Below are 15,583 nucleotides of genomic sequence, written 5' to 3' on the forward strand. Positions count from 1 at the left end.
GCGTGACCGAGCCAAAGAACACACCGATCTGGAGGACATTCCTCACTCCCGGATGGGTACTGGCGCTCGTCTTCGCCGTCGCGTTCTCCTGGTTCGCCATCACGTGGCTCTCCCCCTGGCAGCTGGGGAAAGACCACGACATCCAGGAACGCAACGAACGGATCGAGAAGGCGTTCGAGGGGGAGGCGGTGGACGTCGATAAGCTTCTCGACGCTTCCGCCGACGACGAATGGACGCGCGTCACCATGTCCGGGCACTACCTCCCCGACCAGGAGCTCATCTTGCGTTTGCGCCCCGTCGAGGGTGCGCCCGCGTTCCAATCGCTCGTGCCGTTTCAGCTCGACAGCGGCGAGGTGATCCTGGTCAACCGCGGCTGGGTGCCCGCCGACGACGGCGGCACCGCCGTCCCGGAGATCTCCGCCGCTCCTTCCGAGCCCGTCACGTTGACCGGCATGATCCGGCTCAGCGACACCTCCGCGATGGACCCCCTCGAGGAGCAGGGCTACACCATGGTGCAGACCATCAACACGCAGCAGGCCTCCTCCCTGACCGGCGTCGACATGGCCGCCCCCTACGCCCAACTGCTTGCCGACCAACCCGGTGTCCTCAACTCCATCCCCCTCCCCGTCCTCGACCGCGGCAACCACCTCTCCTACGGCCTCCAGTGGATCGCATTCGGCATCATGGCGCCCGCCGGACTCGCCTACTTCATCTACTCCGAAGTGCGCGAACGCCGCCGGTATGCAGCCGAGCAGCAGGAAATGGCTGCGCTGGCCTCCTCCGAAGCTGCCTCCGCTCCCTCCGGCGAGCCTTCCCCTGCTTCCGCTGCCCCCGCTCGCGCCCGCTACGGGCGCACCCGCAGCAACCCCTGGGCCGCGAAGTCCGACGAGGAGCGCTTCTAGCTTTTTCTGCAGCCTTTTGTTGCCTTCTGCGAGGCCGTGCTACTGTTTCTCCCACGCGCGCCGTTAGCTCAGCTGGAAGAGCAACTGGTTTACACCCAGTAGGTCGGCGGTTCGAGCCCGTCATGGCGCACCAGTTTGCCACAACAGCTCCACAAATGTACGAGCGAAAACGCTTTATCCGGCCGTTGCGTCAAGCCATTGTGGCTACCACCAGCGAGCTCCACGTGAGAATCCTGCGCCATCGTCGTCGACACGACCCTTACTCGGGGCTTCACCCCCCGCCACATCGACCTCTGGGCAGTCTTCGACCGTGCCTTAACAGGCAGCCAGCGGTAATCAGCATGTTTCGTCGCTCAACAATTTTTGTGTGCCGCACGCATAGCTGGATTAGAGCATATTGCGCTAAGTAGGTCGCCGTACGGGTTGAGTCTAACCGCTCCCGCGGATCGCACGATTTACTCGGTTATTCTACGATTCCTGCACTTAACGCATCTTCGTAAGTGAAGTCGTCGTATCCGTCCATGTGGTTTGGCCGTTTTTGATTTCGTTCCCAAAGCCAGCCGGTACACATGTTCTGAAAGTCGGCGCTACTTTCGTACTGCATTACGTCGCCGATCGTGTCCGCTCTCGACAGCCGGTCTGCCCACCACTCCGCCTCGGCCTTCTCCGAGGGCGGGACACGGTTTTCATTCAGTTCGCGTCTAACTCCCGCCCCCTCGATTGGTGCGCTGGCCTGGGTGTACTCGTTGCACCTTTTCCCTTCCCACACCATGCGCTTAGCTTCCTCGTCTTTAAACCCGTCCACGCCAGTCGAACACGCAGCGGCTGGAATAACGGTGATCGCTGCAACTAGGAGTAGAAGTCGTTTCATGCTGGGTATTTCCTTTCCTCTGGGTTGGTCACACGATGAAGCGTCCTGGGTTTCGTTCCGCTTATTTTGCGACCACGGTTGGTGTGGCTGTGTGTTGATAGTAGAGAGTTTCTTTCTCCTGTGGCGTGATGTAGCCGAGGGATTCGTGAAGACGCTGGTTGTTCCACCAGTACACCCACCGCAATGTGGCGAGTTCGACCTCAGCGACTGAGGTCCAGGGCCGGTGCGGGTAAATCAACTCCGTCTTGTACAACCCGTTGATTGTCTCAGCCAACGCGTTGTCGTAGGAGTCGCCGACACTTCCCACGGACGGATCAACCCCTGCCTCGGCGAGGGCTTCACCATAGCGAATGGAGACGTATTGCGACCCGCGGTCACTGTGATGGATTAGACCCTCAGCCCGCAGATCGCCGGCGCTGTGCAACGCGTGCTCGAACGCCTCCAACGGCAGCTCATCAGTGCGCATGCTGGCCCGCGTTGCCACTCCGACGATCTTGCGGGTGTAGACATCGGTGATAAACGCCGTGTACGCAAACTCGGACGGGCCCGGCCCCCGGAAAGTAGACACCGTGGGGGTGAAATTATTGGCTTTACTCTAGCGCATTGTTAGGAAGCGTGAGATTCGTACTCAATGGGTGTGAGGTACTTGCACCAGGAATGCCTTCGGGTGGTGTTGTAGCGCGCACACCATGCGAAGACGTCGCGCCGGCAGACTAGCTGATTGGAAAAGACTTTCTGGTCTTTGAGCACTTCTCGTTTCAACGCCGCGTTAAACGACTCCGCGAGTGAATTATCAGCGCTGCTGCCAACTGCTCCCATCGACTGGGTGACGTTGAGTCTTCGGCAGACAGCCTGAAACTGCGATGAGGTATACACGCTGCCATGATCTGAGTGGAAGATCGCCCCGGAGAGACTGCCACGGGTACGGCGAGCATGCTCGAGCGCTTCTTCGACGAGGTCGGTGCGCATGTGGTCTGCGATCGCGAAGCCGACGAGCATCCGCGAGTAGCAGTCAATCACAGAAGCCAGATACATATTCGACCCGTCTGCGATCGGCAGATAGGTAATATCGCCGACGAGGATCCTATTGGCAGCTGGCGCAGTGAAGTTACGCTTGACCAGGTCAGCGAATATAAAGCGATGACTCCCGCGCTGCGTTGTCGTGACCTTACGTTTTTTCGTGTAGCCGCGCAGCTGAAGCTTCCTCATAATCCGGGCGATGCGCTTATGGTTGACCGGTCCGGTGCTACTGTACGCATCGTTGAAAGTCAGCTCGGCGGCAATGCGTTTTGCGCCGTAGAGCTGCTTCTTGTCGTCGAAGATGGCCTTCACCTTGGCTCCGAGTATGGCATCATCAACCAGTCTGCGGTGCCGCTGGGTGCTGCTAGCTTTCCATTTGTAGTAGGAGCTGCGGTTTAACCCGAGTACGGTGCACATCCGCTTGACCGAGTAATCGGTGCGGTGGTCATCAACGAACCGGAAGCGGATCACCAGTTCGTCTCTTCCATGAAATATTTGGCTGCCTTACGCAAAATATCGCGTTCTTCTTTCAGGCGGGCGTTTTCCTGTTGCAGCTGACGTAGCTTCTCAGCATCGGTCAGTTGCCTCGCACGATCAGCACGTAAGCCCGCTGAAAACTGGGGTTTCGTGCCAGTTCCGTACTTATCAACCCATACGCGAAGCGTGGAGCGGTTGATCCCTAAATCAGCGGCCGCCGCGTTCAACGACACCTGTGGATCGTTCTCGTACATCGCGACCGCGTCGCGCTTGAACTGATCCGAATAAACCTTCCTAGGCATGGAGGTAGATTACCTTTCCCCGACTCAACACAGCCGGAATCAGAGGTGTCTACCAAACAGGGGTCAGGTCCGACATCGTGCGCACGTAGGTGATGTCAGCGACCCACAATCGGTGCGGCGCTAACGCGGTGAAGTCACGATTGACCAAATCAGGGCGGTTGTCCGGTGCTTTCGCCGGAACCGTCGTCACAGGGTTTCTCCCACGGCGTGTGCCCCGAATCCCGGCGAGCTTCATCAACCTGGCTGTTTGATCCCGGCCGATGTCCCACCCAGCCCTGCGCATCGCCTTCCACATTTTGCGGACGCCGTAGACACTGAAGTTGTCCTCGAAGATGCGAACCAACTCCGGGATCAGCATGCTGTCGGACAATGTTCGCGCTTATGGTACCCGTGTTTTCGCCGCACGGTAGCCACGCGAGGAAATGAACCAACAATCTGTCGCACCCAATGTGCGGCAGATGGCCTCGACCCCGAAGCGATCGCGATAGGTATCGATGTAATCGATCATCATCTGGTGGGACGGTCGAGCTCCGCTACCAAAAAAGCCGACGCTGTCTTCAAGATCTCGTTGGCCCTGCGCAGCTCCTTGTTCTCTCGGCGCAAGCGCTTGAGTTCGTCCTCAACGGATTCACTTTGGCCCGCCTCGTCCTTCTTGCGCGCAGGATCGCGTTTGATCCAACCATGAAGCGTGTGCGCAGGAATATCGAGCTTCTGACCGACTTCCGACGCCGCTGCCCACATTGAGCAACCCTCAAGCTCGATATGTTCCTCAGCAAGACGAACCGCCTTCGCCTTGAACTCAGTGCTGCAAACCCTTGGCATGAAACCAATCCTTCCCTAGAAAAGATCGGAACCAGACCCAGGACGCTTCATTTCTTGGTTCCCTTGGCAATCCGATGGATGTCCTGGCTGGTTTCGACCGTCAGGCTGCTTGTGCTGCCGGCGTCAAGCCCGCCACGTATGTCGAGTGGGAGAAGGCCCACGAGGTTTACTTCGGAAAGACCCGCTCCACCCGTAAGCAGGCGCAGGCGGTGCGTATTGCGCGCCAGACGGGCAAGTCGTTGGATCAGATTCTGTTTATCGAGCAGCAGGTCAAAGCCGTCGGCTCCGAGAAAGACAAGTGGAAGCTGCGCCTGGCGTTGTTGTCCGTGCGCGGTAATTATGAGACGTTGAAGCGCCGCGCGAAAGACATCGTTCCCGACCCGGATGCTGATAAGCCTGCCCCGGAGTCCAGCGTCCGGTTCGGCCGGTCACGCAAAGGCAAACGCACATTTAGCGCCACCGGTGACGACCGCGATATCGCCGCCCTTGAACACGCCCTACGCCAAAACCTCGACGCGGATCGCCCTGAAGGCCCGCAGATGTACGAGGCGTTTCACGACCTGCTCCACAACGAGGGGGCTGTTGCCGCCGCTGTGCCGCGCCCGTTGGTGCAGATCCCGCTTCCGGACTATGTGACAATCCTCGCCGGCCACGGCGACGAGACCATCCTAGGCCTGTCGGATGGCACCACCATGACGGGTGCGGAGTACTTGACCCACCACCACTCGAAGGATCTCGAGGTGGCGTTGTTTCACCCGCAGGCCGGTGCGGTGAACCTGTACAACACCAAACGTTTCGCCAACGCCAAGCAGCGGGATTTGGCGCGTGCGACGCTGACAACGTGTCCGGTGCCGGATTGCCGGCACGCCGCCGATAATTGCGAAGTCCACCACATCACCCCATGGGTCCGTGGCGGGCCAACCAACATGGACAACCTGGCGGTGTTGTGCAGGTACCATAACCGCACCAACGACGACGACCCCCACCGCGACCACAGGGGACGAATACAGATGCGCGGCGGGACCCCAGTGTGGGTTTCACCGCGCGGAACACCAGTGCCGAACACCACACACCAATACGGTGCCATGCACCTTCTGTTCGGGACATAGCCGGGGGACCACCACACCCCGCGGCCACTTCCGCGCGCCAACACCACGCCGACATTGCGATCACGCACGCCCTGCGGCCGCGTTGGCATGCGCAAAAGGTGTTCACGGGCCCTGCTGGCGGAAATCCCTGTTGGTGCGTGGCCGCTCTACTGGCCGCTCGCGGGGCGAGCTGGCGGCTGAACCGACGCAGCGCGCGCAAGCGTGTTCGCGCGCAACCGTGTTTCCGTGTTTCAAGCGGACTCGGTTCGAGCCGAATCAGAAACGAACCCGGGCCGTGGCGCCGCGAAAATCGGGCAAAACGGGGGTAGCGAAAGCGGTTTTGAGCGGGTTGGTGGTGAATCTCACAGGGGTGAGGGGATCGTCGAGAAGCGAAATGCTCTGAGCAGCGCTATTTCTTCGCTCCGGCGCTGCGCAGGCACGACCCCTGCCATTGGCCGAGACGGTCCGCTTTCGTCTGAACAAGGCCCGCGAGCTGGGCAGACTCGGAAATATCGCCCGGGTGGACCTCACCGGGCTGATTCGCACCCGGAGTCAGGAGCCAAATGCGGCCGGAGTCGGAGAGATTGCGGGTGGCATCGACCAGCGAATCGACGAGATCGTCGTCGTCAGCGCGGTGCCAAAGGAGGACGACGTCGCAAAGCTCATCCGTATCGTCGTCAAGCAGGGCCTCCCCGATCGCATCCTCGATGGACTCCGAAATCGACGCGTCGCAATCGTCGTCCCAACCGAGCTCCTGGACAATCTCGCCCTTAGTAATACCGAGCTTGTCCACGTAGTTTGCGGCACCAGCGGCGCTCACTATTTCCACTTCCTCCTTGAATGGCGAATACGAATACAGCCAGGATACAGCCCGACTTACCCCCGCGGGCGACGGTTGCGAAAAGAACGTATCCTGGAAGCTTGTAGGCACCGGCGAGTTCGTGCCGGACGTGCATGTGTCGAAACGTCCTGACGTGCGAAAAGCTGGTGGAAAACACACCACGAAATCGGAGGATGGTCTTGTCTGACCCTCAAAACCTGAACGATTCGAACGTCCCCCTCATCCGCGACGGCGTTGCATCGTACCTGCACGACGCTGATCCGGAAGAAACCAAGGAGTGGATGGATTCGCTGGACGGTCTCCTGGAGACCTCCGACCCGGACCGCGCACGCTACCTCATGCTGCGCCTCCTCGAGCGCGCATCCGCACGGCGGGTGCCGATGCCGTCAATGACGTCCACTGACCTGGTCAACACCATCCCGACCAAGCTCGAGCCGGACTTCCCCGGGGACGAGGCAATGGAGAAGCGCTACCGCCGCTGGATCCGCTGGAACGCCGCCATCATGGTGCACCGCGCCCAGCGCCCCGGCATCAAGGTTGGCGGGCACATCTCCACGTACGCGTCTGCCGCGGCACTGTACGAGGTCGGTTTCAACCACTTCTTCCACGGCAAGGACGCCCCGCAGGGCGGCGACCAGGTCTTCATGCAGGGCCACGCCTCCCCGGGCATGTACGCCCGCGCCTTCCTTGAAGGTCGCCTGACCGAAGACCAGATGGACGCCTTCCGCCAGCAGCACTCCCGCCCGAATGAGGGCATGCCGTCCTACCCACACCCGCACGACATGCCTGAGTTTTGGGAGTTCCCGACTGTGTCCATGGGCCTTGGCCCGATGAACGCGATCTACCAGGCACGGTTCAACAAGTACCTGCAGGACCGCGGTATCAAGGACACCGACCAGCAGCACGTCTGGGCATTCCTCGGCGACGGCGAGATGGACGAGCCGGAGTCCCGTGGCCTGCTCCAGATCGCACGCATGTACGAGCTGGACAACCTGACCTTCGTGGTGAACTGCAACCTGCAGCGTCTCGACGGCCCGGTTCGCGGCAACGGCCAGATCATCCAGGAGCTCGAGTCCTTCTTCAAGGGTGCAGGCTGGAACGTCATCAAGATCGCCTGGGGCCGGGAATGGGACGAGTTGTTCGAAAAGGATGAGGACGGCGCACTGGTCAATCTCATCAACAACACCACGGACGGCGACTTCCAGACCTTCAAGGCCAACGACGGCGCCTACGTCCGCGAGAACTTCTTCGCCCGCGACGAGCGCACCGCCAAGCTCGTTGAAGACTGGTCCGACGAGGAGATCTGGAATCTGCGCCGCGGCGGCCACGACTACCGCAAGGTCTACGCCGCGTACAAGAAGGCGCTCGAGACCAAGAACGGCAAGCCGACGGCCATCCTCGCGCTCACTGTCAAGGGTTACGGCCTCGGCCACAGCTTCGAGGGTCGAAACGCAACCCACCAGATAAAGAACCTAACGCCGGACGACCTGAAGCTGTTCCGCGACATGCAGGAAATCCCGATCTCCGACGAAGAGCTGGAGAAGGACCCCTACCTGCCGCCGTACTACAATCCGGGCCCGGACTCCGACGAAATCAAGTACATGCTCGAGCGCCGCAAGGAGCTCGGCGGCTACCTGCCCGAGCGCCGCGAGAACTACACGCCGCTCGAGGTGCCGGACCTGGAGAAGACCTACAAGGCCCTGTTCAAGGACTCCGGCAAGCAGAAGGTCGCCTCCACCATGGCGCTCGTCCGCGCCTTCAAGGCGCTCATGCGCGACAAGGAGATCGGCAAGCGCGTCGTCCCGATCATCCCGGACGAGGCCCGCACCTTCGGCCTCGACTCCTGGTTCCCGACCCTGAAGATCTACAACCCGAAGGGCCAGAACTACGTCCCGGTCGACCACGAGCTTCAGCTCTCCTACCGCGAGGCCCCGGAGGGCCAGATCTTGCACGAGGGCATCACCGAGGACGGCTCGTCGGCAAGCTTCATCGCCGCCGCAACAAGCTATGCGACGCACGGTGAGCCGATGATCCCGATGTACATCTTCTACTCGATGTTCGGCTTCCAGCGAACCGGCGACAACTTCTGGGCTGCCGCCGACCAGATGGGCCGCGGCTTCATCATCGGCGCAACCGCCGGCCGCACCACCCTGACCGGCGAGGGCCTCCAGCACATGGACGGCCACTCCCACGTCCTCGCGTCCACGAACCCGGCAATCGTCGCGTACGACCCAGCGTTCGCATACGAGATTCCGTACCTGATCAACCGCGGTATCGACCGCATGTACGGCCCGGACGGCGGCGAGAACGTCATGTACTACCTCACCGTCTACAACGAGCCGATGCACCAGCCGGCACGCCCGGAGAACCTAGACGTCGAGGGCCTGCACAAGGGCATCTACCTCTACGACCGCGGCGAGGAGAAGGAGAACAACGTCTCCCTCCTGGCTTCCGGTGTCGGCATGCCGTGGGCACTTCGCGCTCAGGAGATCCTTCAGAACGAGTACGGTGTCGGCGCAGCCGTCTACTCCGTCACGTCCTGGACCGAGCTCGCACGCGACGGCGCCGCCCGCAACAAGGCACGCATCCAGAACCCGGCCGAGGATCCGGGCGAAGCATTCGCGACCACGCAGCTCAAGCAGACCGAAGGCCCGTACATCGCGACGAGCGACTTCACCACCGAGCTGCAGGAGATGATCCGTCCGTACGTTCCGGGCCGCTACACCGTGCTCGGCGCCGACGGCATGGGCTTCTCCGACACCCGCGAGGCCGCGCGCCGCTACTTCAACATCGACGCCGAGTCCATGGTTGTCGCAGCGCTGACCTCGCTTGCCGACGAGGGCAAGATCGACATCTCCGTCGCCGCCCAGGCCGCCAAGGACTTCAAGCTCGACGACCCGACCGCTGCGGTTCCGGCTTCCCCGAGCAACGACGACTAAGTCGATTGATGTCTCGCGAGGAGTTCTATCCCCGCGTTAGCGCCCGATGAGCTCTCCGCCCCACCGTGGGTGGGGAGCTTTTCGCGTGGTTGGGCATCGGCCGGCTTTCAGCTCATAGAATGGGGCGCATGGAACTTTCGCAACGCCTCGACTTGGCCAAGCTCGGACTGGATCCGGATCTCGTCCCAGAGGACACGGACAACGACGACAAGGCCGTCGCAGCCGAGGGCAGCACCATGGCTCAGCTGGCCAGCCTTTTCGCCAAGGTCGGCGCCGTTGAGGACGCTGAGGCGGTCAGCGCGGAGGACACGTTCGACAGCCTGGGCGTCGATTCCCTGACGCGTATCGAGCTCGCGGTTCGCGCGGAGGAGCACTTCGGGGTGCGCGTCGACGCGGACACGCTCGATCCCGCGTCCACCGTGGGCGAAATGGCCGCGTTCTTCAGCGACAACACAGCCAACACGGACAGCACGCGCTAATCGACGCTCACCCCAAACCCGAACGTCTCCCCCACCTCCGTCAGCGCGGCGCGGAGTGTCGCCAACTCTTCCTCCGGCGCTTCGATGACTTCACGGCAGCTGACGGTCCCGGCGCGCGACGGTTCCCTGCGCCACCGCGTGAACCAGGGCACGTCCCACACACTCACCAACGACGGTGCGACCTCGGACTCACTCAGATGCTCATGCATGAGTCCCTCGACACGGAGACGCAGGTGGCTCGGCATGCAGGAGATCCGCAGAACACAGCGGTGCGTTACGCGGGCTGCCTTCTCCCCGCCTGCTGACTCATGAGCACACGCGGATCCAGCGCTCATCGCGGCGTCGCTGCTGGCCATCTCGCAGGCATCGACGCGGACATGAGGGGATGCGGCCAGGGTGGTAGTCATGGCGGGGAGAGATCCTTTCGTTAATGGAACGCACCCCGGCAATTCGGCCGGGCAATTCGCGCAGTGCGCACAGTGCGCGCAGCGGGCGGATCGCGGTGGTGCGCCAGACGAGGTTCGTCTTCCCCAACGCCCTCATGTGACTCTTGGCAATTGTTGCTTCGCTCGAGTCACACGGGCAACCCTCAATAACCGCTTGACACCCCCATTCACTCGAGCTGCGGTTGAGGGTTTGCGGTGTTCGCCGGGGAGAGCGGCGAACATATAAGACTGCTACTTGGTGGCAGGCAGCACAGCCCAGCCGCCCTCTGAATCGCGCCCCTCGGAGTCGACATAAACGCGGTAGAGAGCGCTCAAGAATTCGTCGCGGCTAGCAGGCTTGTGGTGCGGAATCGGCGCCGCACCCTGACGGGAGGAGCGGCCGGAGGCGCGGCCCGGGGAACGGCCGGACTTGACGCGGGCGTCCGCGTCAGCACCGGACGCGCGGGCGGCCGAGCCCCGGCCGTGGAGCGGCTCGGCGGCGCCGCGGAGTGCTTCGCGGACTTCGCCCTTGGTGGGCATCATGCCGTCATCGGCGAGCGGGTCGTCGGAGGGGTGGGAGGAGGTGGTGTGGCGCCAGCGTCGTAAAGCTTTTGGCTCGAGTTTGCGCATGGGGGTGAGCATGACCCGCGCCCACGTGTTCATGGGGGCGTTGTCCATGGTGACGGGGACGTACCAGCCGGCCCAGTATGCGGCGGTGCCGAGAATGAAGGCGACGAGCGGCGCGGCGGCGATCGCGGCGGTGGCATGTCCGGCGTTGTAGAGGACCATGGCGGTGATCGACCCGGCGATGGCGGGCACGACGTACATCTGCTGGTCATTGAAGATGCGCGGGATGCGCCCGATGAGCACTTCCCGGATGACCATGCCGCCGGTGGCGGTGAGGATGCCCATGAGGATGCAACCCGGCCACGCGACGCCGGCGCCGATGGCTGTGACGGTGCCTGTGGTGCACCAGACGCCGAGGATGACCATGTCACCGTGGAAGCGCGCAAGTTCCCAGATGTAGCCCCGGAGGTTGGCGTAGAAGGACACGGCGGCGCCGAGGACGGCGATGGAGATGTACCAGGGGTCGGCAAGCGCGGCGACGGGGGTGTTGCCGATCAGGGCGTCGCGCATCATGCCGCCGGCCATACCGGAGATGATGGCGATGAGGATGAACCCGACTGCGTCGAATTTCATGCGCCGTGCGACGGTCCCGCCGATGATGGCGTTGAGGAAGACGCCGATCAGGTCGAGAATCGCGATCGCTTGGCCTACTGCATTGTCAATACCACCGAAATACACGCATGTATCGTAGCTAAACTAGCTCGGCGAAAATGCTGGTACTGGTTTCTTGCCACAGGGGTTTGGCCCAGTCGCCGAATTCGCGGTCGGTAAGGGCGACCATCGCGGCGCCGGCGGCGGGCGAGTCGGACCAGCTGGGCACGACCCAGAGGTAGGTGCCGGCCATGCCGAAGTGGCCGACGGTGTCTTCGGGCATGTTGTCGCCGGTCCAGTGGGGGTCTTTGTGGTCCTTGATTTCGAAGCCGAGGCCCCACGGACACGGCTTCTGCATGCCGTAGCCGGGCACGATGCCGCGCAGGTCGCCGAATTGGTTCGTGAACGCGTCGCGAACGGTCGTTTCCGCGAGCAACGTCGGTGCGAGAAGTTCGCGTACAAACAAGAGCAAATTATCGACGCTCGACCTTCCCCCATGCCCCGCTGACCCGTAGATCTCGGTCGAACTCATGCCGAGGGGCTCGAACACCCCCTGCGCGGCGTAGTCGGTGAAGGTCATGCCGGTCTCGTCTGCGAGGCGCTCGGCGAGAATCTCGTAACCCGCCGAGGAGTAGATGCGGCGCTCCCCTACCGGCTTCAGTGGCTCGCGGCTGTCGAAACCGACTCCCGACGCATGCGCCAGGAGATGCCGCACCGTGGATCCTTCCGGCCCGCACGGGGTGTCCAGCTCGAAGACCCCCTCCTCCACGGCCATGAGGAAGGCGTAGGCGGACAGCAGTTTGGTCACGCTGGCGAGCTCGAAGACGTGCTTCTGATCTCCGAAGGTGCTGGGCTCATCGGCTGCGCCGGGGGCGATCAGCGCGGCGGCGACGGTGTCGGCGGGCCAGTTTTCAAGGTGCGGGGCGAGTTGCATGCCCGCCAGCCTAGCGCGGCAGCGACTAAAGCTGAGGGAGGTGCTACAGCAACGGAAACCGAAAACGGGAAGGTCAGGGCTGGGTGTGGGAAAGGGAGGAAATCGGGGGCGATGAGCCTGTAAGCTGCCGTCCATGAGCGCCACAACCGAAACAAAGCGCAAGGAAAGTACGAACGAGTCGGCGGGATTCCTCGGCTGGATCGAGAAGATCGGCAACAAGCTGCCGGATCCGTTCTGGCTGTTCGTGATCCTCTCGGGAGTCGTGGCGGTGTCGTCGTGGCTGGCGAGCCGGGCGGGACTGAGCGCGGTCGACCCGTCGTCGGGCGAGGAAATCCACGTCGAGAACCTCCTGACGGGCGAAAATCTGTCGCGGATGGTCTCCGACGCGGTGGAGAATTTCATCACGTTCCCGCCGCTCGGCGTGATTCTCGCGGTGATGCTCGGCGTCGCCATCGCGGAGAAGACCGGCCTGCTGTCTGCGCTCGTGCGCCGCATGGTGGTGCGCGTCAGCCCGAAGATGCTCACCTTCATGGTGGCGCTCGCGGGCGTGACCGGGTCTGTCGCGTCCGACGCGATCTACGTGATTATCATTCCGCTCGGCGCGATGGCGTTCTACGCGGTCGGCCGCTCCCCGATCGTCGGCGCGATGGTCGCGTTCGCGGCATCGTCCGCAGGCTTCAACTCGTCGCTGATCCTCAATATCACCGACCTCCTGCTCGCCGGCATCTCCACATCTGCGGCACAGCTTGTCGACGAAACCTACGTCGTCTCCCCCCTCGCCAATATCTTCTTCGTCATCCCGTCTGCCGTGGTTCTGTCACTGATCATCACGGCAGTCACCGAGTTCTACGTGGACAGGAAAGCCAAGCAGCTTATCGACGACGACCACATCGACACCTCCGAACTCGCCTTCGACGACGAGGCGAAGCCGGACGACGCTGACGATGCTTCTGCCGATGCTTCCGAGGGTGAGACTGGGGCTTCTTCCGCTTCCGCCTCTGACTCTCCGGACGATTCCGAGGGCGCCACGCAGGAGGACCTCTCCTTGTCTCCCCTGGAGAAGAAGGGCCTGTTGTGGTCCGGCATCGCGCTGATCGCGTTCCTCGCCGTCTACTTCGCCCTGCTGTTCGTGCCCGGCTCGCCCTTCGCGCGCCCGGACGAGGGCTTCATGCAGTCCCCGCTCATCCAGGCCATCGCCGTGCCGATCGCTCTGGCGTTCTTCCTCAGCGGTCTTGTCTACGGCCTGATCGTCGGCACCGTGAAGTCCGCCGCTGACATCCCGGCGTTCATGGCCAAGGGCCTGGAATCCCTGCTGCCGATGATGGTGCTCTTCTTCGCCGTCGCCCAGTTCCTCGCCTGGTTCCAGTGGTCCAACCTCGGCTCCTGGACCGCGATCCGCGGTGCCGAGCTCCTGCAGAGCTGGGACCTGCCGAACGTCCTGCTCTTCGCCGCATTCGTGCTGATGGTTGCCCTGCTCAACCTCTTCATCACCTCTGGCTCCGCCCAATGGGCACTCATGGCCCCTGTGGTCGTCCCGATGATGATGTACGTCGGCATCGCCCCCGAAGTCACCCAGATGCTGTTCCGCATCGGCGACTCCCCGTCGAACATCATCACCCCGATGTCCCCCTACTTCGCCGTCGCCCTGACGTTCCTACAGAAGTACTACAAGAAGGCCGGTGTGGGTACCCTCATGTCGCTGGCGCTGCCCTACTCCATCGCCATGTGCGTCGGCTGGTTCCTGTTCTTCCTCATCTGGTACTTCCTCGGCATCCCGCTCGGCCCCGAAGCGCCGATGACCTACGACGTGTAGCGAGCAGCTCAAAAACGGTGTTGCCTGAAAATGCCACCAAGAAATGTGAAATCGTGTTAGCAAGAACAGCTAAAAACAGCGTCTGAGCACCTGATTTTGGCTTTCTTTGGTAACGCGCTAAGGTTACATTTCGTTGCACCGAGCACGGAAGCAACACCAAAATATTCCTCCATAGCTCAGTTGGCAGAGCATTCGACTGTTAATCGAAGGGTCACTGGTTCGAGCCCAGTTGGAGGAGCGCTTATATTCACCCCGCCACTAGCTTTCGAGCTGGTCGCGGGGTGTTTTTATTGTGCAGCGGAGGCGGATGGAATAAGGGTGGCCCCGCGTGTCGTTACGTGAAGCGTTGTCCGGGTGCCGCGGATGGATCTGGACGCGAAAAGCTCCCCGACGAGTAGCGAGCCTACGGTCGGGCTACGACGACAAAAACTAAGGAGCACAGCTTTGACCACGAGCAAACAATGGGTCCTCGCCTCCCGCCCAGAAGGCGCGCCGACTAACGAGAATTTTCGGCTCGAGACAGCAGAGCTTCCGCAGCTTTCCGACGGTCAGGTCCTCGTCGAGAACACCTACGCCAGCGTCGACCCCTATATGCGCGGGCGAATGAACGACGTGAAATCTTATATCCCGCCGTTCCAGATCGACGAGCCACTAACGGGCACAGCCATCGGCACTGTCACGGAGTCGCGCTCGGAGAGGTTCAAGGTGGGCGACACTGTGCGGCACTTCGCAGGATGGCGCACGCACGCCGTCCTCAACGAGGATGAGGTTGAACCCATCAATACCAGCATCGCCCCTGCTGAGTCCTATCTGGGCATCCTCGGCGTGACCGGCCTGACCGCCTATGTCGGGCTGACCGCCGTCGGAGAAATGAAGGAAGGCGATGTCGTGTTCATCTCGGGCGCGGCGGGCGCTGTCGGCTCGGCGGCCGGGCAGATCGCGAAGCATCTCGGTGCGTCGAAGGTGATCGGGTCTGCAGGTTCTGCGGAGAAGATCGACTACATCAAGGGGCTCGGTTTCGACGAGGCATTCAATTACAAGGACGGCGATGTGAGTGGCCAGCTCGCCAAGGCCGCGCCGGAGGGCATCGATGTCTACTTCGACAACGTCGGTGGGGACCACCTCGAGGCGGCGATCGCGAACGCGAATACGTTCGGCCGCATCGCGATGTGCGGGGCGATCGCGCAGTACAACGACACCGAGCCCGCACCGGGGCCGCGCAATCTGGGCTTGTCCATCGGCAAGTGCCTCACGCTGCGTGGGTTCGTGGTGGGACAGTATTCCCACCTGGCCGAGGAATTCCAGGAGAAGATCGCGCCGCTCGTCGTCGACGGCTCCATCAGTTACGAAACGACGGTGCGCGACAGCATCGAGAACATGCCGGATGCGTTCCTGGAGCTTTTCAGCGGCGGCAACACCGGCAAGATGATCGTCAAGTTTTAGGAGGACAAC

General features: G+C 62.1%; 12 protein-coding genes, 2 tRNA genes and 2 pseudogenes. 8 read left to right on the forward strand and 8 right to left on the reverse strand.

Going from position 1 to position 15,583, the window contains the following annotated elements; translation table 11 throughout:
* Nucleotides 1-2: 2 nt before the first annotated feature.
* Nucleotides 3-902 (forward strand): SURF1 family cytochrome oxidase biogenesis protein, encoded by a 900-nt coding sequence (locus CAPP_RS08215; protein WP_234958732.1) that lies wholly within the window; start codon nucleotides 3-5, stop codon nucleotides 900-902.
* Between the two features lie 57 nt (nucleotides 903-959).
* A tRNA-Val gene (locus CAPP_RS08220) sits at nucleotides 960-1,035 on the forward strand.
* 330 nt (nucleotides 1,036-1,365) lie between these two features.
* Here CAPP_RS08220 and CAPP_RS08225 read toward each other — a convergent pair.
* The 4 genes and pseudogenes from CAPP_RS08225 to CAPP_RS08240 all read right to left on the reverse strand — a co-directional run.
* Nucleotides 1,366-1,773 (reverse strand): hypothetical protein, encoded by a 408-nt coding sequence (locus CAPP_RS08225; protein ID WP_076598653.1) that lies wholly within the window; start codon nucleotides 1,771-1,773, stop codon nucleotides 1,366-1,368.
* Nucleotides 1,774-1,834: 61 nt separating this feature from the next.
* Nucleotides 1,835-2,341, reverse strand: a pseudogene (locus tag CAPP_RS08230) (integrase core domain-containing protein); the annotation flags it as partial.
* A 38-nt stretch (nucleotides 2,342-2,379) separates the two neighbouring features.
* A protein-coding gene (locus CAPP_RS08235; protein ID WP_290172838.1) for an IS3-like element IS3502 family transposase occupies nucleotides 2,380-3,572 on the reverse strand; the annotation gives its coding sequence in 2 pieces (ribosomal slippage) (nucleotides 2,380-3,284 and nucleotides 3,284-3,572; 1,194 coding nt in all).
* Nucleotides 3,573-3,642: 70 nt separating this feature from the next.
* A pseudogene (locus tag CAPP_RS08240) lies at nucleotides 3,643-4,394 on the reverse strand (IS3 family transposase); the annotation flags it as partial.
* Nucleotides 4,395-4,468: 74 nt separating this feature from the next.
* On the opposite strand from CAPP_RS08240, the gene CAPP_RS08245 reads away from it, so the two are divergent.
* The gene (locus CAPP_RS08245) at nucleotides 4,469-5,503 is read left to right on the forward strand and encodes an HNH endonuclease signature motif containing protein (protein WP_076599599.1); all 1,035 of its coding nucleotides are present in this window, start codon (nucleotides 4,469-4,471) and stop codon (nucleotides 5,501-5,503) included.
* 388 nt (nucleotides 5,504-5,891) lie between these two features.
* Here CAPP_RS08245 and CAPP_RS08250 read toward each other — a convergent pair whose 3' ends face one another.
* Nucleotides 5,892-6,302, reverse strand: a complete 411-nt coding sequence (locus CAPP_RS08250) for a DUF3052 domain-containing protein (protein ID WP_143313906.1) — start codon at nucleotides 6,300-6,302, stop codon at nucleotides 5,892-5,894.
* 194 nt (nucleotides 6,303-6,496) lie between these two features.
* Here CAPP_RS08250 and aceE point away from each other — a divergent pair, with 194 nt between their 5' ends.
* Nucleotides 6,497-9,262 carry a pyruvate dehydrogenase (acetyl-transferring), homodimeric type gene (gene aceE, locus CAPP_RS08255; protein WP_076599598.1) on the forward strand — a complete coding sequence of 922 codons (2,766 nt, stop codon included), beginning with the start codon at nucleotides 6,497-6,499 and terminating at the stop codon, nucleotides 9,260-9,262.
* Between the two features lie 128 nt (nucleotides 9,263-9,390).
* Nucleotides 9,391-9,741, forward strand: coding sequence for an acyl carrier protein (locus CAPP_RS08260; RefSeq protein WP_084560625.1), 351 nt, complete (start codon nucleotides 9,391-9,393; stop codon nucleotides 9,739-9,741).
* Here CAPP_RS08260 and CAPP_RS08265 read toward each other — a convergent pair.
* The 3 genes from CAPP_RS08265 to CAPP_RS08275 form a co-directional block, all read right to left on the reverse strand.
* Nucleotides 9,738-10,148, reverse strand: a complete 411-nt coding sequence (locus tag CAPP_RS08265; RefSeq protein WP_084560624.1) for a hypothetical protein — start codon at nucleotides 10,146-10,148, stop codon at nucleotides 9,738-9,740. The two genes, CAPP_RS08260 and CAPP_RS08265, sit on opposite strands and share 4 nt — an antisense overlap.
* A gap of 270 nt (nucleotides 10,149-10,418) precedes the next feature.
* Nucleotides 10,419-11,471 (reverse strand): trimeric intracellular cation channel family protein, encoded by a 1,053-nt coding sequence (locus CAPP_RS08270; protein WP_076599597.1) that lies wholly within the window; start codon nucleotides 11,469-11,471, stop codon nucleotides 10,419-10,421.
* A gap of 13 nt (nucleotides 11,472-11,484) precedes the next feature.
* Nucleotides 11,485-12,318, reverse strand: coding sequence for a serine hydrolase domain-containing protein (locus CAPP_RS08275; RefSeq protein ID WP_076599596.1), 834 nt, complete (start codon nucleotides 12,316-12,318; stop codon nucleotides 11,485-11,487).
* 133 nt (nucleotides 12,319-12,451) lie between these two features.
* On the opposite strand from CAPP_RS08275, the gene CAPP_RS08280 reads away from it, so the two are divergent.
* The 3 genes from CAPP_RS08280 to CAPP_RS08290 all read left to right on the forward strand — a co-directional run bounded on the left by CAPP_RS08280 (nucleotide 12,452) and on the right by CAPP_RS08290 (nucleotide 15,574).
* On the forward strand, nucleotides 12,452-14,131 hold the full coding sequence (locus CAPP_RS08280) for an AbgT family transporter (RefSeq protein ID WP_076599595.1): 1,680 nt from the start codon (nucleotides 12,452-12,454) through the stop codon (nucleotides 14,129-14,131).
* Nucleotides 14,132-14,296: 165 nt separating this feature from the next.
* A tRNA-Asn gene (locus CAPP_RS08285) sits at nucleotides 14,297-14,369 on the forward strand.
* A 206-nt stretch (nucleotides 14,370-14,575) separates the two neighbouring features.
* The gene (locus CAPP_RS08290; RefSeq protein ID WP_076599594.1) at nucleotides 14,576-15,574 is read left to right on the forward strand and encodes an NADP-dependent oxidoreductase; all 999 of its coding nucleotides are present in this window, start codon (nucleotides 14,576-14,578) and stop codon (nucleotides 15,572-15,574) included.
* Nucleotides 15,575-15,583 lie beyond the last annotated feature (9 nt).

Origin of the sequence: Corynebacterium appendicis CIP 107643 (genome assembly GCF_030408415.1) — a bacterium.
Taxonomy (GTDB): Bacteria; Actinomycetota; Actinomycetes; order Mycobacteriales; family Mycobacteriaceae; genus Corynebacterium; species Corynebacterium appendicis.

Excerpts from the sequence above, each read along its gene's own strand:
- CAPP_RS08225 (WP_076598653.1), bottom strand. The coding sequence starts at position 1,773 with ATGAAACGACTTCTACTCCTAGTTGCAGCGATCACCGTTATTCCAGCC.
- CAPP_RS08245 (WP_076599599.1), top strand. The coding sequence starts at position 4,469 with ATGGATGTCCTGGCTGGTTTCGACCGTCAGGCTGCTTGTGCTGCCGGC.
- aceE (WP_076599598.1), top strand. The coding sequence starts at position 6,497 with ATGGTCTTGTCTGACCCTCAAAACCTGAACGATTCGAACGTCCCCCTC.
- CAPP_RS08260 (WP_084560625.1), top strand. The coding sequence starts at position 9,391 with ATGGAACTTTCGCAACGCCTCGACTTGGCCAAGCTCGGACTGGATCCG.
- CAPP_RS08265 (WP_084560624.1), bottom strand. The coding sequence starts at position 10,148 with ATGACTACCACCCTGGCCGCATCCCCTCATGTCCGCGTCGATGCCTGC.
- CAPP_RS08275 (WP_076599596.1), bottom strand. The coding sequence starts at position 12,318 with ATGCAACTCGCCCCGCACCTTGAAAACTGGCCCGCCGACACCGTCGCC.
- CAPP_RS08280 (WP_076599595.1), top strand. The coding sequence starts at position 12,452 with ATGAGCGCCACAACCGAAACAAAGCGCAAGGAAAGTACGAACGAGTCG.